The sequence below is a fragment of the Polaromonas sp. LjRoot131 genome (assembly GCF_964252805.1).
Lineage (GTDB): Bacteria > Pseudomonadota > Gammaproteobacteria > Burkholderiales > Burkholderiaceae_C > Polaromonas.
This window is the reverse complement of the sequence record NZ_CAXUPF020000003.1, coordinates 170,358-192,955: the sequence shown is the minus strand read 5'-3', so window position 1 is coordinate 192,955 and position 22,598 is coordinate 170,358. Positions and strand designations below refer to the sequence as shown.

Sequence of the window (22,598 nt, the reverse complement as noted above, 5' to 3'; positions counted from 1 at the left end):
AAAATCAAAAAGCGTTCTAAATTAAGTACTTAGACGACGCAATGAAAGTATTGCTTTAAGGCAACAGTGTCGCGTAGGCGGAGTCAGCGTGAAAAAGCGGGACTATTTCCCTCTCCCACGTTTGCGTTGCGAGCGATGGCCACGGGTTCGCTATAAAAACCATAGCGACCAGGCCAGTTTGCACAGGGCACAACAGCACGCCCGCGTCAAATGGCGTGCGCGGGCGGCGGGCCATGGGCGGCGCGGCGCCCGGTGGCGGATGAAACGCGGGAGGTAAAACCGATTGAAAACGGCCCCTCTGCACAGGGCCGAAGAAGGCGCGGACTGCCTCAGTCGACGCGGACCATGACCCTGGCGTGCTCGGTGATGCCGATCACATTGAAGAAGGCGGCCACGAGGCGGTTAACGTCGGAAAACTGCACGGCGCGGTTCTCGGCTTCGCGGGCCGATACCCAGTTGAGCAGGGTCCCGGCGGCGGAAAAATCCACGCGGATCAGCTTGGAGCAGGCGATCAGCATCATGTCGGCGCCCATCAGTTTGGCTTCGAGCTTGTCGAGCACCGCGATCGCATCGCCCTGCACCTGGCCGGACAGTTCCACCGACAACAGGTTGCTCATCTGCGAGCTCGGCGCGTCCATCTGGGTGTCGCCTTCGATGGCGCTGAGGCTGGAAGACACCGAGTCGCGGTAGACGTCGCCGATGATGGCCTCGCCGCTCACAACGCCGCCCTGGGCGTCTATGGGCTTGTATTCGCAGCGCGCGCTGTCCCAGGCCGGCGGGGAGACTTCATAGGTGACGCAGAAGTCGAGCGCCGCGAGTTCAAAATCGTCAGGGCGGTGCGTGACGCGCAGCGCCTCCATGCGCAAAAGCCACCAGTTCTGGGCCGTGTCGCGGCTACCCGAGGGCGTGGCATCCTGCAGCACCTTCTGCAGCTGCGCATCGCCCATGAAGCGCAGTTGCACGGGCTGGGCCGCCCAGCCGCTGAACACCTTGTACAGCGGTTCTACCGCGGCGGCTTCAATGGTCTTGAGGTTTTTCCAGTCCAGCCGCCACGGCATCGGGGCCTTGGCCATGGCCGCCTTGAGCGCGGCCACCGTCTGTATGCCCAGCACCGAGGGGCATATCCAGTCGGCCGCGGGCCCGTTGGCGGCCTTGCCGCCCGCCGGTTCGCTGAGTTTTTTCACCATGTCGGGCATGGAGAACCACTGTGGCGCCGAGCGGTCGAAGCGCTCGACGAACTGGATGGCGGCGGTTTCAAATTTGTCCTGCTGGGCGGTGGCGCGGTACAGGTCGAACAGCGTCAGCCAGGTATCCGCATGGCCGGCGCGCGCGCCGTTCGGGGCCAGGATTTCCAGCAGGCCGGCTTCGGCCCCGGCGTCGTCGCCGTTGGCAAAACGGATGGCCGCCTCTTCGAGTTCGGCGTCGTGCTCGACCCCTTCGTCCACATCGACGGCGCTGAATTTGGAGTGCGAGAAACCGGAACTGCCGCCTTCGTCGGCGCGGCCGATGCCCGCCAGGCCGCCGGGCAGGCCCACCGGCGCCGGCGCCGGCGCCGGCGCCGGAGCAGGTGGCCTGGCTGGCGGCATGCCGCCGGCGCGCGCTTCCGCGAGGGCGATGGACAGGGAGTCGGGTGCGGTGGGCGAGGCGTCCAGCGGCGAGGCTTCGGTAGTCGGCTCGGGTTTTTTATGGCTCAGGCCGGCCGGGGCCGTGGCCCTGTAGGCCGTCGGCAAGGCATTGTCCAGCAAGGGTGCCTGCACCGAGGGGTTCCTGGCGCCCGTGGGCGAGGCATGCGGTGGCGTGCTGTCGGGGATGCCGCCATTCTTGGTCTTCCACCACTGCATGGACATCTGCGCTTCGATCTCGTCGATCTTCTTGAGCGTGGTGGCCCTGTCGTCGGGCTTGGACGGCATGCTGCTCTGGAAGAACGAGGGCCGGCCGCCCGGATCCTGGCCGACGCCGACCATGGCTTCGCGCTTGCGCATCTTGCGCAGCATGTCGAATTCGCGCTTGCGCACGAAGTCGTTCTGCCGCTTGCGCTCTATCATTTCCTTGAGCAACTGCTTGCTCATGGCTTCGTCCCGGTCCGTGGCGGCCGCGTCCAGGTCGGCCCAGTTCGTGGCCGGATTCCGGACGAACTTCACCATCTTGGACAGCAGGCCTGAAGCGGTATCTTCTTTGGACATGGAAGGACGACTAAAAATACGTCAATCGGCAGCCTGGCGTCAATCGCCAAACATCTTTTGCTTGAGTTCCCGGCGCTGCTGGGCTTCCAGGGACAGGTTGGCCGTGGGGCGGGCGATCAGCCGGCCCACGCCGATGGGCTCGCCGGTTTCGTCGCAGTAGCCGTAGTCGCCGGAGTCGATGCGGGCGATCGATTGCTCGATTTTCTTGAGCAGCTTGCGCTCGCGGTCGCGGGTGCGCAATTCAAGGGCGTGCTCTTCTTCGATGGTGGCGCGGTCCGCCGGGTCGGGCACCACGACGGTGTCCTCGCGCAGGTGCTCGGTGGTCTCGCCGGCGCTGTTGTGGATGTCCTGCTTGAGCACCGACAGCTTGTGGCGAAAGAATGCCAGCTGCTTTTCATTCATGTACTCGGAGTCGGGCATGGCCTTGACTTCGTCGTCCGTCAGCTGCTCGGCGGATTTGGTCTTCCAGTTGTTGGCAAGCTTGGGGTCTTTTTTGGCCGCCGCCTGGGGTGGCGGCGCGATCACGCGTTCGGTCATTGTGGAGTAACTGGCTTTGGCTGCGTCGGGCGCATGGGTTGGCACCATGGGTGCGGGAGGGGGTGATTGGGTGGCGACCCGCGCGGAACTGCGCCGTCCGGGTTTCAGGGGAGGCGGGGCCGCGAGCCCGGCTCTCACGGGAGCCGCGGCCGCAGCCGGGGCCGGCGCGACGGCGGCCACAGGCGGTACCGGCTTGGCGACGGGTTTTGCGGCGGCTTTGGCTGCAGGAGGCTTGACGACCGGTTTCGCGGCGGGTTTTGGTGGAGATTTGAGCACGGGCTTGGTGGGTTTGGCGACGGCCTTGGCCTTGGAAGGCACAGGCTTGGCAGCGGTTTTCTTGACGGCTGCGGCAGGTTTTTTCGGGGGTGCCGCCTTGGGCACCGGCTTTACAACCTTTTTCGCGGCGGGTTTGGGCGCCGGTTTGGCTTTGGCCACGGGCTTGGCAACTTTTTTCACGGCTTTGGCGGCTGCCTTGGGCGCCGTTTTGGCCTTCACGGCTGTCTTGGCGGCCGGTTTGGCTGCAGCCTTGGCGGGCGTTTTGGTCTTCTTCGCTGGGGCTTTCACAATGTGTCTCCTCTGGAAAGCAGCCTTGGAACGGCCCTGGGGGCCCCGCGGCGGCTTCCTGGCCAGACTACCGCAGTGCGGCAGTCCAACCCTAGCTGTTGCCAGATTTCCTGGTTTGTCCGCCGCCTGCCAGTCCTGAAAACCGCTAAAACGCGGTCCTCAACCCGCTTTTTAGCCGGTTTTGTGCCTGGCTGGCGTCCCGATTCGGTTTTCCGGGTATTTTGGTCGGCGCGCGATTGTAGCGGCTCGCCAGCGCCCTGTGACACCCAAAAAACAAATCGTTGGAGAATCGAGACAAACATGAAGCCCTCCGCCTTTTATAGGCTACAGGCGGACAGCCTACCTCAAACCAGGCACTGCTCCAGGCCCTGCAGAAAAATATCTTTGGGCAGGTCGATGCCGATGAACACCATCTTGCTGTTTTTCTTCTCGCCCTCGGCCCAGGCGGGCCCCAGGTCGCTGCCCATGAGCTGGTGCACGCCCTGGAAAATCACCTTCCGGTCGGTGCCGTCCATGTTCAGCACGCCCTTGTAGCGCAGCATGCGCGGGCCGTAGATGTTGACCACTGCGCCCAGAAAGTCCTCGAGCTTGGCCGGGCTGAAGGCCTTGTCGGAACGGAAGACGAAGCTCTTGACGTCGTCGTCATGGTGGTGATGGTGGCCGTGGCCTTCATGCCCGTCCTTGGCGTCGTGTGCGTGCGAAGGATGGTCGCAATGTTCGCCGTGTTCATGGTCGTGGTCATGGCCGGCGTGGTCGTCTTCCTTGAGGAAATCGGGGTCGATGTCCAGCTTGGCGTTGAGGTTGAAGCCGCGCAGGTCGAACACGTCCTTGATCGCCACCTCGCCGAAATGCACGGCTTTCTGCGGGGCGCGCGGGTTCATGTGCTTGAGCCGGTGCATCAGCGCATCGACCTCGTCCTTGGCGACCAGATCCGACTTGCTGATGAAGATCTGGTCGGCGAACCCGACCTGGCGGCGCGCCTCCTGGCGGTCGTTGAGCTGGCCGGCGGCGTGCTTCGCGTCCACCAGGGTCAGGATGGAGTCCAGCAGGTACTGCTCGGCGATTTCCTCGTCCATGAAAAAGGTCTGCGCCACCGGGCCGGGATCGGCCAGGCCGGTGGTTTCGATCACCACGCGGTCGAAGTCGAGCAGGCCCTTGCGTTTCTTGGCGGCCAGCAGCTGCAGCGTTTCGCGCAGGTCTTCGCGGATCGAGCAGCAGATGCAGCCGTTGTTCATCTGGATGATGTTTTCCGTGGTGTCGTTGACCAGGATGTCGTTGTCGATGTTTTCCTCGCCGAATTCATTCTCGATGACGGCGATCTTCTGGCCGTGCGCCTCGGTCAGCACGCGCTTGAGCAGCGTGGTCTTGCCGGAGCCCAGAAAGCCGGTGAGGATGGTGACGGGAATCAAGCTCATGGTGTCTACCTAAAAACGGGGGGGGTTGCGGGAATGCGGGCGGGCCGCGAGAACCCAAGCTGGGGAGTTTAGCGGCGGGTTCAAGCCCCAAGCGGGGCCCAGGCGAATACCACCTCGGCCAACAGTTACTTTACAGAGGCTGTCAAGCCCCCGGCTATGCGCTATCAGCTCTTAGCCGCCCACCCGCTTCACCAGCACCAGCCCCTTGAGGTATTCACCCTCCGGGAAGGCCACCGTCATCGGATGGTCGGGCGCGCCGCCCATGCGCTCGGAGATAAAAGCGTCCACGCCGGCGTCCGTGCCGGCCGAGGCCACGATCTTGTGGAACAGGTCGGCACTGATGCCGCCCGAACACGAATAGGTGAACAGCACACCGCCGGGCGACAGGATGGACAGCGCCAGGCGGTTAATGTCCTTGTAGGCCCGCGCGGCGCGTTCGGCGTGCGTCACAGTGGGCGCGAATTTGGGCGGGTCCAGCACGATGGCGTCGAAGGTCCGGCCCTCCTTCTGGTACTGGCGCAGCGAAGCATTCACGTCGGCATCCAGCAAGGTCGTGCGGCCGGCATCAAAGCCGTTGAGCGCCACGTTGGCCCGCGCCCGTTCAATCGCCGGGGCCGACGAGTCGATGGACGTGACATGCCCGGCGCCGCCGGCCAGCGCGGCCACGGTGAAGCCGCCGGTGTAGCAGTAGCAGTTGAGCACCTGGCCGAACTTCAGGCGGCGGGTGTAGGCGGCAAACTTCTGCCGGCTGTCGCGCTGGTCCAGGTAAAACCCGGTCTTGTGGCCTTCGGCGATGTCCAGGCTGAGTTTCCAGTCGTGTTCGGTGATGGTGATGCCGGTCTCGCCGGAGCCCTTGAGCCATCCGGTCACTTCAGGCAGGCCTTCAAGCGCGCGCGAACTCGCATCGGAGCGTTCATAGATACGGGTCAACCCGGTCTGGGCCAGCAAGGCCTCGACGATCACGCTTTTCCACTTCTCCGCGCCGCAGCTGGAAAACTGCGCGACGAGGGTATCGCCGTAGCGGTCCACCACCAGGCCCGGCAGCCCGTCGGATTCGCCGTGGACCAGGCGCCGGCCGTCGCTCTGGATGTCAAAGCGTTCCCGGGCCTTCAGGGCCTGGGCGATGCGCCCCTCAAAAAAAGCCGCGTCTATGCGCTGGGCCTCGTCAAAACTCCAGACCCGCGCCCGGATTTTGGAAGCCGGACTGAAGGCCGCCCAGCCCAAAAACTGGCCGGCATGGCTTTCCACCCGCACGGTTTCGCCGGCATCGCCGCCGCCCTTGGCGATGGCGCCGTCAAAAATCCAGGGGTGGCGCCGCAGCAGGGAGCGCTCCTTGCCATCCCGCAATCGAATTATTTTCATGGCGCTATTGTCGCGGCAGGGCGCGCGGGCCCCCTGCCCCATCTCCCGTGAGCCCCAAAACAACGCCACCCATGTCCCCAAAAGTCGGGACTGTAATTTTCGCGAAAGTTTGCGACAATCGTAGGTTAATGATTTTTAAGTACTTTTTCGCCAAGTCGAAAGAACGCGGGCCATTTGCAGGCAATGTGACGCGTACTTCCACGGCTGTGCGGACCTTGCTGCTGGGCCTGGCGATGAGCCTGCTGATGGGCTCACTGCTGGCGCTGACCAGCCTGGATGCCCGCTCGCGAACGGTGCTGGACCTCGACGCCCAGGTACAGCCGGTGGCGCTGCAGGACTGGGGCGACTACTGGATAGACACCACCGGCAAGTTCACGCCCGAGCAGGTCGCCGCCTCACCCGACATTCCCTGGAAGCCCACGCATGCCGACGCGATCTACCCGGTCACCAGTGGTTATTCGATGTGGGTGCGCTTCAAGGTGCCGCCCGCGCCCGACAACGAACGCTGGTACCTCGAGGTGCCCTACCCATCCATAGACCGGGCGTCGCTGTACACGCTGGACGGCGCCGGCCAGTGGAGCGAGCAGCGGGCCGGCGACCTGGTGGCGGTCAACACCTGGCCGGTGCCGCACCGCCACCCGCTGCTGCCCATCGCGCTGTCGGCCGAGGTCCCTTCCAGCTACCTGCTGCGCCTGGAAAACGGCCACGCCTTCAGCGCGCCGCTGCAGTTCATCAGCGAGGGGCGGCTCAGCTACTCCGAGCAGCGCGTCTCGCTGATCCTGGGCATTTTCTTCGGCCTGACCGGCCTGGCTGCGCTGATCTCGGCGCTGGGCGCTGTGTCGCTGCGCGACTCCGCCTATGGCTTTTACGCCCTGTGCGTGACCTTGCTGGGGCTGACCCAGGCCACCGTGACCGGCATCGCCGGCCTGCACCTGTGGCCCGCCTGGCCCGGCTGGAGCGACGTCGCGACCTCGGTGCTGCCCATGCTGACGGCCGCGGCCACGCTGCTCTTCATTTCCGCGGCCGTGTCTCTGCCTGAACGCTCCATGCGCCTGCACTGGCTGATGGTCGGCCAGGCCGTGCTGGGCGCGTTGACGGCCGTGCTGCTGGCATTCGTGCCTGCCGCCTCGCGCATGGATGTGTTCATCCCCATCATGCTGCTGCTGCAGTTCAGCGGCATGCTGGTCATGGGCTGGGCCTGGCGGCGCGGCGACCGTTTCGCGCCCTGGCTGATGCTGGCCTACGTGCCTGTGCTGGTCGCCGCCGGCTGGACCCTGGCGCGCAACGCCGAGCTGGTGCCCATCGGCTTCCTGACGCAACACGGCATGCAGCTGGGCGTGGCGCTGCACCTGCCCATCGTCATGCTGGTGCTGATGCTGCGCAGCCAGCAGCGCCGCGAAAACATACGCCGCATCCAGGGCCTGGACCGGGTGGACCCGGCCACCGGCCTGATCAACGGCCATGTGTTCGCCGAACGCCTGATCCGCATGATCGCGCGCTCGGAACGGCTGCGCCACCAGAGCGCGGTGATGATCATCGACCTGGTCAACACCGAGCAGATCCAGCGCGACTTCGGGCGCAAGGCGGCCGACGAGCTGCCGCTGCGCGTGGCCGAGCGCCTGTTGTCCACCGCGCGCGAAATCGACAGCGCGGCGCGGCTGTCGGAGCGGCGCTTCGGCATGCTGGTGGAGGGCCCGTTCAACGCGGAAGACGCCGGCACGCTGGGGCCGCGCATCGTGGCGCGTTGCCTCATGCCCTACAAGGGCCTGCATGTGGACTGCGTGGCACAGGTGCACGTGGCCTACGCGCTGGTGCCCCAGCAGGGCTCCAATGCGCAGGGCCTGCTGACGCAACTCGAAGAGCGCCTGGCCGCCGCGTCCACCGACAGCAAGCGCGCGGTGTTCATGCTCGGGGAGCCGCAGCCCCTGCGGCAACCCCGTCGCGACCGGCCCAAGGCCGCTTGAGACGGCCTCGGCGCCGGCTCAGGCCTTGCCGGTTTTGACCGCTTTCGGGACGGCGGCGGCGGGTTCGGCCGCCAACGGCACAAGCGGCGGCGCCACACCCATGCCGGCTTTTGCCACCGCCCGCGGATGCGCCGCGTCGTAAACCTTGGCCAGGTGCTGGAAGTCCAGCCGCGTATAGACCTGCGTGGTCGTGATGTTGGCGTGGCCCAGCAGTTCCTGCACGGCGCGCAGGTCGCCGCTGGACTGCAGCACGTGGCTGGCGAAGGAATGGCGCAGCATGTGCGGGTGCACCGGCGTGGCCAGCCCCGCCTTCAAGGAGCGCTGCTTCAGGCGCACGCGTATGTGCTGCGGTGTCAGACGCGTGCCGCGCTCACTGATAAACAGGGCGGGGTCCTCGCGCGCCCAGGCACCGCGCGCCGCCAGCCACGGCCGCAGCGACTGCAGCGCCGCAGCCCCCACCGGCACGCTGCGCCGCTTGGAGCCTTTGCCCAGCACATGGGCCTCGGCCGCATCGATGTCTATCCAGCCGCGCGCCTGGGCGCTGGCTTGCACGTCCAAGCCCACAAGCTCGCCGATGCGCAGCCCGCAGCCGTACAGCAGCTCGGTGATGCACTGGTCGCGCAGCGCCAGCAAGGGGTCGCCGTCGGTGACGTCGGCCTGGTAGGCGGCCAGCTGCACGGCTTCGTCCACGCTCAAGGCCTTGGGCAGGGGCTTGGCGGCCTTGGGGGCACGCACGTCCTGCACCGGGTTGCCTTTGACCAGGCCCTCGCGGCCCAGCCAGGTGTAAAAACCGCGCCATCCCGAGAGGATGAGCGCGATGCCGCGGCCGCTGCGCCCCGCGCCGTGCATCTGCGCGACCCAGCGCCGCAGGTGGATGTTTTGAACCTCGGTCAGCTGCACGCCGGCCTGCAGGGCGTTGGCCTCGAGTTTTTGCAGGTCCAGCGCATACAGCTCCACCGTGCGCGCGGCCAGGCGCTTTTCTACACGCACATGCTCGAGGTAGCGCTCGACCAGGGGATGCGAGGGCGGCACAGGTGCGGGCTCGGCGCCGCCGGGTTCAGGCGCGAGAGGGGTCGTCTGCGCCATGGCGGTGCTGTCTACGCGGCAGCCACCTGCTGGGGCCGCAGGCGGGTCAGCGCCGCGCTGGCGAGTTCGCCCAGGCGCTCCAGGAAGTCGGTGCCCATGCCGCTGTGGAAGCGCTCGGGATCGGGTGAGGCCAGCACCAGCAGGCCGGAGGCCTCCGCGCCCGGGGCGGCGCGTAGCGGGATCATTGCCATCGACAGCGCCACGGCGGGTTCAGGCAGCCAGCCGGCGGCCTCAAAGCCCGAATTGACCCCGCAGTAGGGCGCGCCCAGCGAGGAGGCAAAGGCCCTGGCGTCCTCGCTCACGCCGGTGGCGAAGCTTTCATCGGAAAAAATGCCGTTCACGTCCCAGACCTTGATGGCCGCCTGGGGAATCAGGAACTCGGTGGTGATGCCCTCGACCACCGCGCCGGGCAGGTCGCGCGCCTGCGCGGCCTGCAGCAGCTTGCGCGTCCAGCGCTGCATCTTGTCGGCGATGCCCACGTTCTCCTGGCCGTGGCGGATCATGTCGACCATGCGTGTTTCCAGGCCCTTGATCTTTTCGCGCAGCATCAGTGCCTGGCGTTCCTGCAGGCTGACGGCGCGGTTGCCGTGGCCGCTGGACAGCTGCACCGAAGCCAGCAACTCGGCGTGGCGCTCGAAGAAGTCAGGCGTGTTGGCCAGAAAGTTGGCGATGTCGTCTTCGGTGATGGGATGTTCGGTTGGATTCATGCTGGCATTGTCCTCAGTTTTGCGGCCCGCGCAAAGGCCGCTGGTGGTTCGCGTTACATCCGCTTTCGCCGAAAGCGCTCAGATCGTGTCCGGAATTTCGATCTCGGACTCGAACACCGTGGTGGCCGGCCCGGTCATCATGACGGGCGCATCGAGCTGCCCCGACCACTCAATCGTGAGTTGGCCGCCGAGCGTCATCACGTCCACGCGCGTATCGAGCAGGCCCCAGCGTATGCCGGCCACCACCGCCGCGCAGGCCCCCGTGCCGCAGGCCAGGGTCTCACCCACCCCGCGTTCGTAGACACGCAGGCGTATCTTCCCGCGCGAGACCACCTGCATGAAGCCGGCGTTTACACGGCGCGAAAAGCGCGCATGGTTCTCGATCAGCGGGCCGGTCTGCAGCACCGGCGCGGTATCGACGTTATCCACCAATTGCACCGCGTGCGGGTTGCCCATGGACAGCGCACCGATGAAAAGCGGCGCGGCCTGTGCCTGACCCGGCAGTTCCAGCGGCCATTTTTCCCACGAAGCTTCGGCGGTCGCCGTGAGCCCGGAAGCGTCGAAAGGAACACGCACCGGCTCGAACACCGGCGCACCCATGTCGACCGTGACGCGCCCATCGGCCTGCATGCGCGGCTCGATGATGCCGCTCAAGGTCTTGACCCTCACGACATCCTTGCTCGTCAGCCCCTGCTCGCGCACAAAACGCACAAAACAGCGCGCACCGTTGCCGCACTGCTCCACCTCACCGCCGTCGGCGTTGTGGATCACGTATTCGAAGTCAATGCCTTTTCCAGGCGACGGCCGCACCGTGAGGATCTGATCGGCGCCTACGCCGAAGTGGCGGTCGGCGAGGAAACGGTATTGGGCGGTGGTCAGGCCCAAGGGGCCTCGGGTTTCGTCGAGCATGACGAAATCGTTGCCGGCGCCTTGCATTTTGGTGAATCGGATTCGCATTGGGGGATTATCGACGGTCCGGTTGGGGCCGGACCTGGGCCCCGTTCGGGCGGGATTGCCCGATGGGGATGCCCTCTTCTGAGGGTTGCTGGCCGGGGGTAGCCCGGCGGCTACTCACTTTTCTTTTGCTTCGCCAAAAGAAAAGTAAGCAAAAGAAAAGGCGACCCTGGTTGCTGCGTCCCTCCGCTTCGCTGCGGGCAACCTGCGGTGCTCGGTTCAGGCGGGGTCTCGCTCGAACTCGCTACGTTGCACTTCGCTCAGACAATCGCGATCCCTGATCCGCCTGAACCTGCGCTCCTCGGCGCATCCACAAGGGGTGGGAGCGGGGAGAAATACCAAACAGCCGGATACCAATACCGAGTACCTGAAGAAACAAGGACTCGCCACGGCGAGTCCTTGTTTGTTTTGGCTTGTTCTTTGGTATTTGTCTTCTGTCCCCGCTCCCGATTGCCCCGTCCTGGCTGGGCCGAGGAGCGCAGACGTAGGCGGATCAGGGATCGCGCTTGTTTGAGCCGCAGGCGAGTTTGCGCGAGACCCCGCCGTAGTCGAGCACCGCAGGTTGCCCGAAGCGAAGCGCAGGGACCCAGACTGCGGGTCGCCTTTTCTTTGGTGACTTTCTTTTGGCGAAGCAAAAGAAAGTTACTTGCTGCCGGGCAACCCCCGGCCAGCCACCTCAGCAGAGGGCACACCGCAGGAGCAAAAACCAACCCCAGAAGCCATAATCCAAACCATGCCCCGCCCTTCCCAACAACTCCACCCCCACCGCGACCCAGCCCCCCTGCGCCCCGCAGCCACGGTCCTCCTGCTGCGCGACACCCCGCACGGCATCGAAGTCCTGATGACCCGCCGCTCAATGACGGCCAGCTTCGCACCAGGCGCCTACGTCTTCCCCGGCGGCGGCATCGACGCAACGGACGCACAGGCGCACGCCCAGTCCACCCGGCGGTCAACACAAAGCGACCTGCACCTGACCCAGGCCATCGCGGCGATCCGCGAGAGTTTTGAGGAGCTCGGCGTGCTGCTGGCGCGCCATGCGGACGGCAGCCACGTGACGACGGCCGACATCGCCTCGCTGGACCGCAAGGCGCCCTTCGCCGCGCAGTGCCGTGAGCGTGGCCTCACGCTGGCGGGCGACGAGGTGTTTGTGCTGGCGCACTGGGTCACCGACCGCGACCTGCCGCGGCGTTTTGACGTGCCCTTCCTGGTGGCGCGCATGCCCGAGGGCCAGAGCCCGGTGGCAGACGAGGCCGAGCAGTTCGAGCCGGTCTGGGTGCGGCCGGCCGAGGCGCTGGCGCGGCACACGGCGGGCGGCTTCTTCATCATCTTCCCCACGATACGCACGCTGGAAAAACTGCAGCACTATCCCGACGTCGATGCGGTGCTCGCCGCCTGCGCGTCCGAAGTCCCGCTCTGGACCTCCTGCCCGCGCGCCGGGCTGCTGGGCGGCAAGGAAGCGCGCTACATGGAGCATGAAGCCCCTTACGGCGAACTCGCGCTGACCTGCCCCGATGGGCAGATCGTGCACACGCTGGACTGGCAAAGCGCCCAGCCGGTGGCGCTGCTGCGCAACGTGCAGCGCCTGACCGCCCCCAACCCGGGTGTGATGACCGGGCCGGGTACCAACAGCTACCTCGTCGGCGACCCGGGCAGCGGTTATATCGCGATCGACCCCGGCCCGGCCGACCAGGAACACCTGCAGCGCCTCTGGCAGGCGGCCGGCGGCGACATCCGCCTGATTGTCTGCACACATTCGCATCCTGACCATTCCCCCGGCGCGAAGCCGCTGCAGGCGCTGTGCCGCACGGCCCCGCCCATCCTGGGGCTGCCTTCCGCACCCACGGCGCGCAGCGCCAGCGCCTTCACGCCGGACCGCCCAGTCAAAAACCATGAACTGCTGACGCTCACCGGAAAAGGGCCGGACGGCGACGTCACCCACACCCTGAAGGTGCTTCACACACCCGGCCATGCGGCCAACCATGTCTGCCTGGTGCTGGTGGAAGACGGCCTGCTGTTCAGCGGCGACCACATCCTCAACGGCAGCACCACCGTCATCGACCCGCCGGACGGCGACATGAATGCCTACCTCGAATCGCTGGATGCGCTCAGCGCGGCCTGCGGCGAGCACCACATTGAATTCATCGCCCCGGCGCACGGCTATGTAATCGGCGAGGCCAAAACCGCGATTGCCCAGCTCAAGGCGCACCGCCTCAAGCGCGAGGCCAAAATCCTCCGCGTGATGCAGGCCCGGCCGGACGGCACCATGGACGACTGGGTCGCGGCCGCATACGACGATGTCGATCCGCGGATCTGGCCGGTGGCCAAACGCTCGCTGCTCGCGCACGTGGAGCGCATCGAATCGCTGGGATTTTCCAATTTGTAGGCCGCCCGGCGCCCCTACCAGCCCTGCCACCCGCACTGAGGGATTCCGAGGCTGACGGACAGCCCCTGGCTAAGGTATCCTGCATTCCGCGCCATCAGGCACATCAATTGCTTGGCCTGTGGCGGCTGCGGTTTATACTTTTTTTCTCATACCTGCCGGGAACCGGGCCACCAGCCCGCCTTTCCGCGGGATTCTGAACTCACTTATTCAACATTCAGCGAGGTTTTTTTCATGTCTTCCATCACGACCCGACATTTCCTTCAAAGCGCCGGCATTCTGCTGGCCGGCCTGGTTCTGGCAGCCTGCGGCAAGCAGGAGCCGCCGGCACCGGCCGCCGGTGCTTCCGCCCCCGCCGCATCAGCCCCGGCGCCGGCCGCCAAGGTCTATGTGGTGGGCACAGACGCCGCTTACGTGCCTTTTGAGTCGCAGAACGACAAGGGCGAAATCGTCGGCTTCGACATCGAGGTCGTGCAGGCCGTGGCGAAAAAAGCCGGCATTGAAGTGAAATTCATCAACACGCCATGGGAAGGCATCTTCAACTCGCTCAACCAGGGCGACCGCGACCTGCTGGTATCCGCCATCACCATCACCGCCGAGCGCAAGCAGACCATGGATTTCTCGACCCCCTACTTCGACGCGCAGCAGCTGATCGCCGTGAAGAAGGATTCGAAGATCGCCAAGTTCAACGACCTGAAAAAACTCAAGGTCGGCGTGCAGAACGGCACCACGGGCGATGAAGTCATCACCAAGCTGCAGGGCAAGGACAGCCCCAACATCAAGCGCTTTGAAGCAACGCCGCTGGCGCTGAAAGAACTGGAAGCCGGCGGCGTGGACGCCGTGGTGGCAGACAACGGCGTGGTGGAACACTACGTCAACAACAACAGCGGCACCCAGTTCAAGACCATCACCGACGCCAGCTTTTCCCCCGAGCAGTACGGCCTGGCCGTGAAGAAGGGCAACACCGAACTGCTGGAAAAACTCAACAAGGGCCTGGCCGACATCAAGACCGACGGCACCTACGACAAGATCTACGCCAAGTACTTCGGCGGTGCAGGCGCCAAGGCACCCGCGGCCGCAGCGTCGAAATAAAGCCGACCGTCCCAGAGGCGCCGCCGGTTTTATCCCTGCGCGGCGCCTGCATGACTCCCGAGAACACGACCCCGCAGGCCGGCGCCACACCCGCCGGCCGCAGGCGCGCCTTGCGCGCCATTGCCATCTTCGAAGCGGCCAAGGGCCTGGCCGCGCTGGCGGCCGGCATAGGCCTGCTGGAGCTGCTGCACCACGACATCCACCGGCTGGCCCTTGCGCTGCTGTGGCGCTTTCACCTCGATCCGGCACTGCCCTACCCCACACTCCTGCTGCACTATGCCGACCTGCTGGGCGCCATAGACCTGCGCACGCTCGCGCCGGTGGCGCTGGCCTATATCGCCGTGCGTTTCCTGGAAGCCTGGGGATTGTGGAAGGAAAAAACCTGGGCCGAATGGCTGGGCGCGCTGTCGGGGGCCTTGTACATCCCGCTGGAGCTGGCCCACCTGGCGCACCGGCCCGGTGCCATCAATGCCGGCGTGCTGCTGGCCAACGTGGTGATTGTTGGCTTCCTGGCGTTCCAGCTCTGGATACACCGAGGCCATGGAAGACAAGTTGCCGCCCAGGCCGAAAATAAAGTGTGAAGCCCGCCGATAAGCCGGATTCTGTGCACCGGGCCCCCTTGGAGAAAGCCCGGCGTGACCGCCATTAATCTGGGCCGGGGGTCGCCCCCACGGCTCAATGCTACCTACCCGCCAGCTCTGCGGAACCACATCAACGCTGGCCTACTTGGTATTGCTGCGCGTAGAGATTGCCCGTTTCACCCGGCCCGGGGTTACCCCAAGGCCGACTCGTCTCTGTTGCTCTGATCCTCACCTCACGGTGGAGAGGTGTTACCTCCTACGCTGTCCTGTGCAGTCCGGACGTTCCTCCAGTGCCTGGTTTCCCAGATTGCACCAGCGGCGGTCTGGCAGGCTTCACGGGGCCCATTATCCGCCAAGCCTTTAAAATGCGGGTTGCTTGATCAACACGAGCCCCTTTCCCATGATTCGCCTGACCGAACTCAAACTTCCGCTGGACCACGCGGATGACGCCCTGCCCGCCCTGGCGGCCCAGACCCTGGGCATCGCCGCGGCCGAGTTGCAGAACGTCCACATCCACAAACGCAGCTTTGACGCGCGCAAGGCCGACCTGCTCAAGGTCTACATCGTCGACGTCACGCTGGCCGATTCCTCCCGCGAAAGTCCGCTGCTCGCCCAATTCGCCGGCAACCCGCACATCCTGCCCACGCCCGACATGGCTTACCGCAACGTGGGCCAGGCGCCCGCCGGCCTGCCGCTGCGCCCTGTGGTCGTCGGCTTCGGTCCGTGCGGCATGTTCGCGGCCCTGCTGCTGGCGCAAATGGGCTTCAGACCCATCGTGCTGGAGCGCGGCAAGACGGTGCGCCAGCGCACCCGCGACACCTGGGGCTTGTGGCGCAAGAACGTGCTGAACCCCGAGTCCAACGTGCAGTTCGGCGAAGGCGGCGCCGGCACTTTTTCCGACGGCAAGCTCTACAGCCAGATCAAGGATCCGCGCCACCTCGGCCGCAAGGTGATGAACGAATTCGTCAAAGCCGGCGCGCCCGCCGACATCCTGTTCGAGGCGCATCCGCACATAGGCACCTTCAAGCTGGTGAAGGTGGTCGAGAACATGCGCGCGCAAATCGTCGCGCTGGGCGGCGAGATCCGTTTCGAGCAGCGCGTGACCGACGTGCTGATCGAGGACGGCCCCGAGGGCAAGCAGCTGCGCGGCCTCACCGTGCTGGACCAGGCCACGGGCCAAAGCCAGGAGATGCGCGCCGACCAGGTGGTGATGGCGCTGGGCCACAGTTCACGCGACACCTTCGCCATGCTGTATGCGCGCGGTGTGTACATCGAGGCCAAGCCTTTTTCGATCGGCTTTCGGGTCGAGCACCCGCAGGGCATCATCGACCGCGCGCGCTGGGGCCGCCATGCCGGCCACCCCTCGCTGGGTGCGGCCGAATACAAGCTGGTGCACCACGCCAGCAACGGCCGATCGGTCTACAGCTTCTGCATGTGCCCGGGCGGCACGGTGGTCGCCGCCACCTCGGAGCCCGGCCGCGTGGTGACCAACGGCATGAGCCAGTACTCGCGCAACGAGCGCAATGCCAACGCCGGCATCGTGGTGGGCATAGACCCGCGCGATTACCCGGGCTTTGAAGCCGGCGACGCGCTGGCCGGCATCGCGCTGCAACGCCAGCTCGAATCGCAGGCCTTTGTGCTGGGCGGCGGCAACTACAACGCCCCGGGGCAGCTGGTCGGCGATTTCCTGGCGGGACGCCCTTCGACCGCGCTGGGCAGCATCACCCCGTCCTACAAACCGGGCGTGACCCTGGGCGACCTGTCGCCGGCACTGCCCGCCTATGCGATCGCGGCCATGCGCGAAGCCTTTCCGGTGTTCGGCAAGAAGATCAAGGGCTTTGACACCCACGACGCGGTGCTGACCGGTGTGGAAACACGGACCTCCTCACCGATCCGCATCAGCCGCGGCGAGGACCTGCAAAGTGTCAACGTGCGCGGCCTCTATCCGGCCGGCGAAGGCGCCAGCTACGCGGGCGGCATCCTGTCGGCCGGGGTGGACGGCATCAAGGTCGCCGAGGCGCTGGCGCGCAGCGTGCTGCAGGATGCCGAACGGCAGCGGGTGGCCGCATGACGCTACAAGGAAAACCGATGGCCGAGGAAGGCTTTCACTATTACGAGCCGGCGAAAGGCCACGGCCTGCCGCACGATCCCTTCAACGCCATGGTGGGGCCTCGGCCCATAGGCTGGATTTCTTCGCAGGACGCGAAAGGGCAACTCAACCTGGCGCCCTACAGTTTTTTCAACGCCTTCAACTACACGCCGCCCATCATCGGCTTTGCCAGCATTGGCGCCAAGGACAGCCTGCGCAACATCCGCGAAACCGGTGAGTTCGGCTGGAACCTGGCGACCCGGCCGCTGGCCGAGGCCATGAACCGCTCCTGCGCGATGGTGCCGCCCGAAGTCAATGAGTTCGAGCTGGCCGGCCTTACGCCGGCGGCTTCGCAACGCATTGCCGCGCCGCGCGTGCTGGAAAGCCCGGTGTCCTTCGAGTGCCGGCTGACGCAGATCCTGCAGTTGCAAGGCGCGGATGGTGTACCGGTGCCCACCTGGCTGGTGCTGGGCGAGGTTGTCGGCGTGTACATTGCAAGGCATCTGCTCAAGGACGGCATTTACGACACGGCGGCCGCCGAACCGATTCTTCGCGGCGGCGGGCCGGCCGACTATTTCGCCGTCACCCCCGACAACCTCTTTCGCATGTTCCGGCCGCGCTAAGCGGCCAGGGCACTCCGGCAATCCACTTTTTCATCCCATCACATGACCGACACCACCACACCCCCTCCGCGCGCCAAGCGCCCCCGCCCACCGCAGCGTTCCCGGCCCGCCGGCCCGCCGCAGCCACAACAGCAGCGCACGCGCGAAGTCCATCCGGTGCTGGAAAAGCTGTTCGAGCTCTATCCCCGGATGTTCGGCGCGCAGTTCCTGCCGCTCAAGCTGGGCGCCTTCCAGGACCTGCTGGCCGAGAACCCCGAAGCCTTCAAGCGCGACGAGCTCAAGGTCGCACTGGGCCTGCATGCGCGGTCCACCCGCTACCTCGAATGCGTGGCGGCCGGCCATCCGCGCCACAACCTGCAGGGCGAGCCGGTGGAGCCCGTGGCGCCCGAGCATGTGCACCACGCCATCATGGAAGTCTTCCGGCGCCGCCAGGCGCGCTCCAAGGAGGACTTGCGCCCCAGGGTGGTGGCTCGCCTGGTCGCGGCCATCGAGGCCTCGGGCCTGAGCCGCGAGGACTACGCCGAGCGCACCCGCACGCAGGACGAGGCCGCCAACGCGCTGCTCGACGAGGCTTTTGCCGAAATCGCGGTGCAGACCGCCAAACGTGAAGCGCTGATGCGGGCTTTTGAGGCCAGCGGCAAGACGGTGGAACAGTTCGCCGAGATGTACGGCATGGCCCCGGCGGACGTCGCCCAGGCGGTGGAACGCACGCGGCAGGCCGGCGCGGCCCAGCCCCAATAAGGCAGCGTCAGTAGAGCGAGCGCCCGAAGCGCTCGAAGCGGGGCTGCCATTTTTCGAGGATGTCGGCCGACACCAGGATGCGTTCGGCCCGGCCTATCAGCAACTGGCGCGGCACCAGGCCGATGTAGCGCGAATCGGCGCTGTTGTCACGGTTGTCGCCCAGCATCATGAACTGGTCGGGGGGAATCGTGATCGGGCCCCAGGTGTCCCTGGCCGCCACGCCGGCCAGCCACTGGATTTCATGCTGTTCCTGGGCGGTGCTTTCTTTCACGTGCGTGGCCACCAGCACGCCCACCGGGCCGGCCGGCTCCAGCGCCGTGTCCAGCGCCTCATAGCGCGCCGCCTGCCCGTTGATGATGAGCGCCTTGGCGCGCATTTCCACAACGTCGCCCGGCAGCGCCACCAGCCGCTTGATCAGGCGCACACCGTCCAGCGGCGAGGAAAAGGTGACGACATCGCCGCGCTGCGGGTCGGCCGTGCGCGCCAGCACCACGTCGGTCAGCGGGACCTTGACGTTGTAGGCCAGCCGGTTGACAAAAACCACGTCGCCTTCGAGCAGGTTTGGCCGCATGGAACCCGAGGGAATCGGGTTCCAGTCCGCGATCGCGGTACGGAACAATCCGAACAACAACAGAAATACCAGAAAACCGCGGTTCTGTTTCATCCAGCTTTTCATGCTCGTGCTCCCTGAAAATTCCAAAAAAAAAGGCGCCCCGTGCGGGACGCCTTTTGATCTTCAAGCCTGGCTGTTTTGCAATGCCGCAATCCGCTCTTCAATCGGCGGGTGCGTGGCAAACAGCTTGCCTATGCTGCCGGTGATGCCCATGGCTTCCACGGCCTTGGGCAGCTCGCCCGGTTGCATGCCGCCCAGGCGGGCCAAGGCGTTCATCATGGGCTGGCGCCGGCCCATCAGCTGCGCGGCACCGGCGTCGGCGCGGAACTCGCGCTGGCGCGAGAACCAAGCCACGACGATGGCGGCGGCGAAACCGAGCACGATGTCCAGCACGATGGTGCTGACGTAGTAACCGATGCCGGGGCCGGAGTTGTTGTCGCTGCCGCGGCGCAGGAAGCTGTCGACGGCGTAGCCGATCACACGCGAGAGGAAGACCACAAAGGTGTTCATCACGCCCTGGATCAGGGTCATGGTGACCATGTCGCCGTTGGCGACGTGGGCGATCTCATGGCCCAGCACGGCCTCGATTTCTTCCTTGGTCATGCCTTGCAGCAAGCCGGTGGACACGGCCACCAGCGAGGAGTTCTTGAACGCGCCGGTGGCGAAGGCATTGGGCGCGCCCTCAAAGATGCCGACTTCAGGCATGCCGATCTGGGCCTTCTCGGCCAGCTTGCGCACGGTCTCGACAATCCAGGCCTCGTCGGCGTTCTGGGCTTCATTGATGACGCGCACGCCGGCGCTCCATTTGGCGACCGGCTTGCTGATCAGCAGCGAGATGATGGCGCCGCCGAAGCCGATCACGAGCGCAAACCCGAGCAGCATGCCGAGGTTCAGCCCGTTCGGCGTGAGGTAGCGGTTAACGCCCAGCAGGCTGGCGACGATGCCCAGCACCGCCACGACGGCGATATTGGTCAGGACAAACAGGAAAATGCGTTTCATGGGTTCTCCGTGGGGTCGGTAAAAAAGCCCGCCTTGCGCAGGATATGAGGGCCTGCGGGCCCGCTTCAAGCGGTGCCCGCGCCTAAGTGGCTGATTTTTATCTGTTATTTATGACAACCGGCCGGAATACAAGGGAGTCATCATAAAAGGAAAAGTTCTCGTTCTCGGGCCACCAGCCGGGAACGCCCAGCACCGGCAGGGGCGCAAAAGGCTTGGCGGCGAGCCTGGCAGCGCTAAGGTCGGCCGCGATCCAGGCGTCCAGTTCCGCGATGGAACCCATGGGCGGCTGCGCCAGGTAGACATGGGCCGTGATGGCTTTGCGCGGGCTCAGCAGCTTTTCGAGCAGGGCGTGGCCGAACAGCACGAGCCGGGCCTCCCGCCACAGCGGCCTGTGGGTGATGAAGAGGCTGTTCCAGTCGCGGGCGAGCAGCGCGTCCCACAGCGCTTGCGGCGCCGACAGAAAAGCCGCGTTTTCGTCAAACACCGTGAGGGCATCACGCACCGGGCCGCGCACCGGGGCCACGCCCGCGGCGGCGATCTCGGCGGCCTGCATCTGGTTGAGCTTGCGTTTGGTCTCCGGGAAACGCATCCAGCACAGGCCGTTGAAAAAATCATGCGCGCCCTCGCGGGTCGGGCACAGGCGGGTCCTGGCGATAAAGCTCTCATAGGCCTCGCCCGAGGGCAGCGTGCATTGCGGCGCGAAACACACCGGCGCGGGCTGCACCGCGTTGAGCGCCTGGTGCAGCGCAACGCCCGCCTGGACCGCGCAGGCCGCGCGCTGGCCGGGTTCACGCCAGGCCTGCAGCCAGGGCCGTTCCCAGTCGATGGGGGGCAGCGGTGCCGGGTTTCCCATGGCGCTCAGGCCTTGGCCGGTTTGGGCTGCTTTCTGTCGCGCACCATGACGGTGGACTTGCCTTCGTCGGCGATCTCAAAAAGCTGGGTGGCCACCAGCAGCTTGGTCAGTGTGGCATAACCGTAGTTGCGGTGGTCGAAGGAAGCCTGGTTGGCGATCTGCGTGCCGACCGCGCCCACGCGCGCCCAGCCCTCGTCGTCGGCCGCGGCCTGTACGGCGTTGCGCAGCAGCATGACGAGCTTGGCGTCCTGGCGCAGTTGCGCGGGCGTGGCCCGCAGCGGCGTGGCGGACACGGCCTCGCCGTCGTCCTTGCTGTCGCCGTGGGGAGTACCGGCGGCGTCGGCGACCGCGATGGGACGCAGCTTGTCGAGGAACAGGAAGCGCGAGCAGGCGTTGACGAAGGGCTCGGGCGTTTTCTGCGCGCCGAAACCGTAGACCGCCGCGCCCTTGGCGCGCAGGTGCATGACCAGCGGCGTGAAATCGGCGTCCGACGAGACGATGCCAAAGGCGTCGGGCCTGTCGGTGTAAAGCAGTTCCAGCGCGTCTATCACCATGGCCATGTCGCTGGCGTTCTTGCCCTTGGTGTAATCGAACTGCTGCATGGGGCGTATGGCGTGCTCGTGCAGCACCTCTTCCCAGCCCTTGAGCTCGTTTTTCTTCCAGTTGCCGTAGGCGCGCCGGATGTTGGTCTCACCGAAAGTCGACAGCTCGTTGAGGATGAGGTCGATCTTGGACGCCGGCGAATTATCGGCGTCTATGAGCAGGGCAACACGCGGCTTATGGTCCATCAGGTGCTTTCTGAAGTTTGGAGCTTCCAGGGCAGGCTCTCACCCGAGCGCAGCGGCTTGAGTTCGGCTTCGCCGAAGGCGTAGCTTTCGGGCGGGTGCCAGCTTTCTTTCTTGAGGGTGATGCTGCCGGTATTGCGCGGCAGGCCGTAGAAGTCGGCGCCGTTGAAGCTGGCAAAGGCTTCCAGCTTGTCCAGCGCGCCGGCCGCGTCAAAGGCCTCGGCATAAAGCTCCATCGCCGCATGGGCGGTGTAGCAGCCCGCGCAGCCGGTGGCGTGTTCCTTCAGGTGGGCCGGGTGCGGCGCGCTGTCGGTGCCGAGGAAAAACCGCGCGTTGCCGCTGGTGGCGGCTTCGACCAGCGCCAGGCGGTGGGTTTCGCGCTTGAGCACCGGCAGGCAGTAGTAGTGGGGACGGATGCCGCCGGTGAAAATCGCGTTGCGGTTGTAAAGCAGGTGGTGGGCGGTGACCGTGGCTCCGGTGAAGGGGCCGGCGTCGCGCACATAATGCGCCGCTTCCCGCGTGGTGATGTGCTCGAAAACGATCTTGAGTTCAGGGAAATCGCGGCGCAGCGGAATCAACTGGGTGTCGATGAAAACGGCCTCGCGGTCGAACAGGTCGATGTCGGAGGAGGTCACTTCGCCGTGCACCAGCAGCAGCAGGCCGGCTTTCTGCATGGCTTCCAGCGTCTTGTAGGTCTTGCGCAGGTCGGTCACGCCGGCGTCGCTGTTGGTGGTGGCACCTGCCGGGTAGAGCTTGGCCGCGACCACGCCGGCGTCTTTGGCGCGGGCAATTTCGTCGGGCGGCAGGTTGTCGGTCAGGTAGAGCGTCATCAGCGGCTCGAAGCGCACGCCGGCCGGCACGGCGGCCTGGATGCGCTCACGATAGGCCACGGCCTGGGCGGCGGTGGTGACCGGCGGGCGCAGGTTGGGCATGATGATGGCGCGGCCGAATTGCGCCGCCGTGTGCGGCACCACGGTGAGCAAAGCCTCGCCGTCGCGCACGTGCAGGTGCCAGTCGTCGGGGCGGGTGAGGGTCAGGGTCGTAGCGGGGGTGCGGGTGGCGGAAGTCAT

19 protein-coding genes and 1 other RNA gene are annotated in these 22,598 nt (G+C 65.8%); 7 read left to right on the top strand and 13 right to left on the bottom strand.

The window, feature by feature from the left end:
• Positions 1 to 329 precede the first annotated feature (329 nt).
• From ACSQ27_RS15565 to ACSQ27_RS15550, 4 genes are all read right to left on the bottom strand, one after another.
• Entirely contained in the window at positions 330 to 2,183 is a 1,854-nt protein-coding gene (locus ACSQ27_RS15565) for an STAS domain-containing protein (protein WP_436156410.1), read from the bottom strand.
• 39 nt (positions 2,184 to 2,222) lie between these two features.
• A complete protein-coding gene (gene dksA / locus ACSQ27_RS15560; RefSeq protein ID WP_436156409.1) occupies positions 2,223 to 3,284 on the bottom strand; it encodes an RNA polymerase-binding protein DksA in 1,062 nt (353 codons plus the stop codon).
• A 344-nt stretch (positions 3,285 to 3,628) separates the two neighbouring features.
• On the bottom strand, positions 3,629 to 4,699 hold the full coding sequence (locus ACSQ27_RS15555) for a CobW family GTP-binding protein (RefSeq protein ID WP_436156408.1): 1,071 nt from the start codon (positions 4,697 to 4,699) through the stop codon (positions 3,629 to 3,631).
• Between the two features lie 171 nt (positions 4,700 to 4,870).
• A complete protein-coding gene (locus ACSQ27_RS15550) occupies positions 4,871 to 6,061 on the bottom strand; it encodes a class I SAM-dependent rRNA methyltransferase (protein ID WP_436156407.1) in 1,191 nt (396 codons plus the stop codon).
• 185 nt (positions 6,062 to 6,246) lie between these two features.
• On the opposite strand from ACSQ27_RS15550, the gene ACSQ27_RS15545 reads away from it, so the two are divergent.
• A complete protein-coding gene (locus tag ACSQ27_RS15545; protein ID WP_436156406.1) occupies positions 6,247 to 8,025 on the top strand; it encodes a sensor domain-containing diguanylate cyclase in 1,779 nt (592 codons plus the stop codon).
• Positions 8,026 to 8,043: 18 nt separating this feature from the next.
• Here ACSQ27_RS15545 and ACSQ27_RS15540 read toward each other — a convergent pair whose 3' ends face one another.
• The 3 genes from ACSQ27_RS15540 to dapF all read right to left on the bottom strand — a co-directional run bounded on the left by ACSQ27_RS15540 (position 8,044) and on the right by dapF (position 10,775).
• Complete coding sequence (locus ACSQ27_RS15540) at positions 8,044 to 9,111, bottom strand: tyrosine recombinase XerC (RefSeq protein WP_436156405.1); 1,068 nt, start codon at positions 9,109 to 9,111, stop codon at positions 8,044 to 8,046.
• Positions 9,112 to 9,122: 11 nt separating this feature from the next.
• The gene (locus tag ACSQ27_RS15535) at positions 9,123 to 9,818 is read right to left on the bottom strand and encodes a DUF484 family protein (protein ID WP_436156404.1); all 696 of its coding nucleotides are present in this window, start codon (positions 9,816 to 9,818) and stop codon (positions 9,123 to 9,125) included.
• Between the two features lie 78 nt (positions 9,819 to 9,896).
• The gene (gene dapF, locus ACSQ27_RS15530) at positions 9,897 to 10,775 is read right to left on the bottom strand and encodes a diaminopimelate epimerase (protein ID WP_436156403.1); all 879 of its coding nucleotides are present in this window, start codon (positions 10,773 to 10,775) and stop codon (positions 9,897 to 9,899) included.
• 730 nt (positions 10,776 to 11,505) lie between these two features.
• On the opposite strand from dapF, the gene ACSQ27_RS15525 reads away from it, so the two are divergent.
• From ACSQ27_RS15525 to ACSQ27_RS15515, 3 genes are all read left to right on the top strand, one after another.
• Positions 11,506 to 13,155 (top strand): MBL fold metallo-hydrolase, encoded by a 1,650-nt coding sequence (locus ACSQ27_RS15525; protein WP_436156402.1) that lies wholly within the window; start codon positions 11,506 to 11,508, stop codon positions 13,153 to 13,155.
• A 231-nt stretch (positions 13,156 to 13,386) separates the two neighbouring features.
• A complete protein-coding gene (locus ACSQ27_RS15520) occupies positions 13,387 to 14,244 on the top strand; it encodes a basic amino acid ABC transporter substrate-binding protein (RefSeq protein ID WP_436156401.1) in 858 nt (285 codons plus the stop codon).
• A 50-nt stretch (positions 14,245 to 14,294) separates the two neighbouring features.
• A complete protein-coding gene (locus tag ACSQ27_RS15515; protein WP_436156400.1) occupies positions 14,295 to 14,825 on the top strand; it encodes a DUF2127 domain-containing protein in 531 nt (176 codons plus the stop codon).
• Here the strand turns inward: ACSQ27_RS15515 and rnpB are convergent.
• Positions 14,820 to 15,160: RNase P RNA component class A (gene rnpB / locus ACSQ27_RS15510), an RNA gene on the bottom strand. The two genes, ACSQ27_RS15515 and rnpB, sit on opposite strands and share 6 nt — an antisense overlap.
• Before the next feature lie 65 nt (positions 15,161 to 15,225).
• Here rnpB and ACSQ27_RS15505 point away from each other — a divergent pair.
• The 3 genes from ACSQ27_RS15505 to ACSQ27_RS15495 are packed head-to-tail and all read left to right on the top strand — an operon-like array spanning position 15,226 to position 18,278.
• A complete protein-coding gene (locus ACSQ27_RS15505) occupies positions 15,226 to 16,896 on the top strand; it encodes an NAD(P)/FAD-dependent oxidoreductase (RefSeq protein WP_436156399.1) in 1,671 nt (556 codons plus the stop codon).
• Positions 16,893 to 17,537: a flavin reductase family protein gene (locus tag ACSQ27_RS15500; protein WP_436156398.1), complete on the top strand. Its 645-nt coding sequence runs from the start codon at positions 16,893 to 16,895 to the stop codon at positions 17,535 to 17,537. Before ACSQ27_RS15505 ends, ACSQ27_RS15500 begins: the two co-directional genes overlap by 4 nt.
• Positions 17,538 to 17,579: 42 nt before the next feature.
• The gene (locus ACSQ27_RS15495; RefSeq protein WP_436156397.1) at positions 17,580 to 18,278 is read left to right on the top strand and encodes a ProQ/FINO family protein; all 699 of its coding nucleotides are present in this window, start codon (positions 17,580 to 17,582) and stop codon (positions 18,276 to 18,278) included.
• Between the two features lie 7 nt (positions 18,279 to 18,285).
• Here ACSQ27_RS15495 and lepB read toward each other — a convergent pair whose 3' ends face one another.
• The 5 genes from lepB to pyrC all read right to left on the bottom strand — a co-directional run bounded on the left by lepB (position 18,286) and on the right by pyrC (position 22,598).
• The gene (gene lepB, locus ACSQ27_RS15490) at positions 18,286 to 18,954 is read right to left on the bottom strand and encodes a signal peptidase I (RefSeq protein WP_436156396.1); all 669 of its coding nucleotides are present in this window, start codon (positions 18,952 to 18,954) and stop codon (positions 18,286 to 18,288) included.
• Between the two features lie 60 nt (positions 18,955 to 19,014).
• On the bottom strand, positions 19,015 to 19,890 hold the full coding sequence (gene htpX, locus ACSQ27_RS15485; RefSeq protein WP_436156395.1) for a protease HtpX: 876 nt from the start codon (positions 19,888 to 19,890) through the stop codon (positions 19,015 to 19,017).
• A 97-nt stretch (positions 19,891 to 19,987) separates the two neighbouring features.
• Complete coding sequence (locus tag ACSQ27_RS15480) at positions 19,988 to 20,743, bottom strand: DUF3025 domain-containing protein (protein WP_436156394.1); 756 nt, start codon at positions 20,741 to 20,743, stop codon at positions 19,988 to 19,990.
• 5 nt (positions 20,744 to 20,748) lie between these two features.
• On the bottom strand, positions 20,749 to 21,531 hold the full coding sequence (locus tag ACSQ27_RS15475; protein ID WP_436156393.1) for an NYN domain-containing protein: 783 nt from the start codon (positions 21,529 to 21,531) through the stop codon (positions 20,749 to 20,751).
• On the bottom strand, positions 21,531 to 22,598 hold the full coding sequence (pyrC, locus tag ACSQ27_RS15470) for a dihydroorotase (protein ID WP_436156392.1): 1,068 nt from the start codon (positions 22,596 to 22,598) through the stop codon (positions 21,531 to 21,533). The genes ACSQ27_RS15475 and pyrC overlap by 1 nt, the downstream gene beginning before the upstream one ends.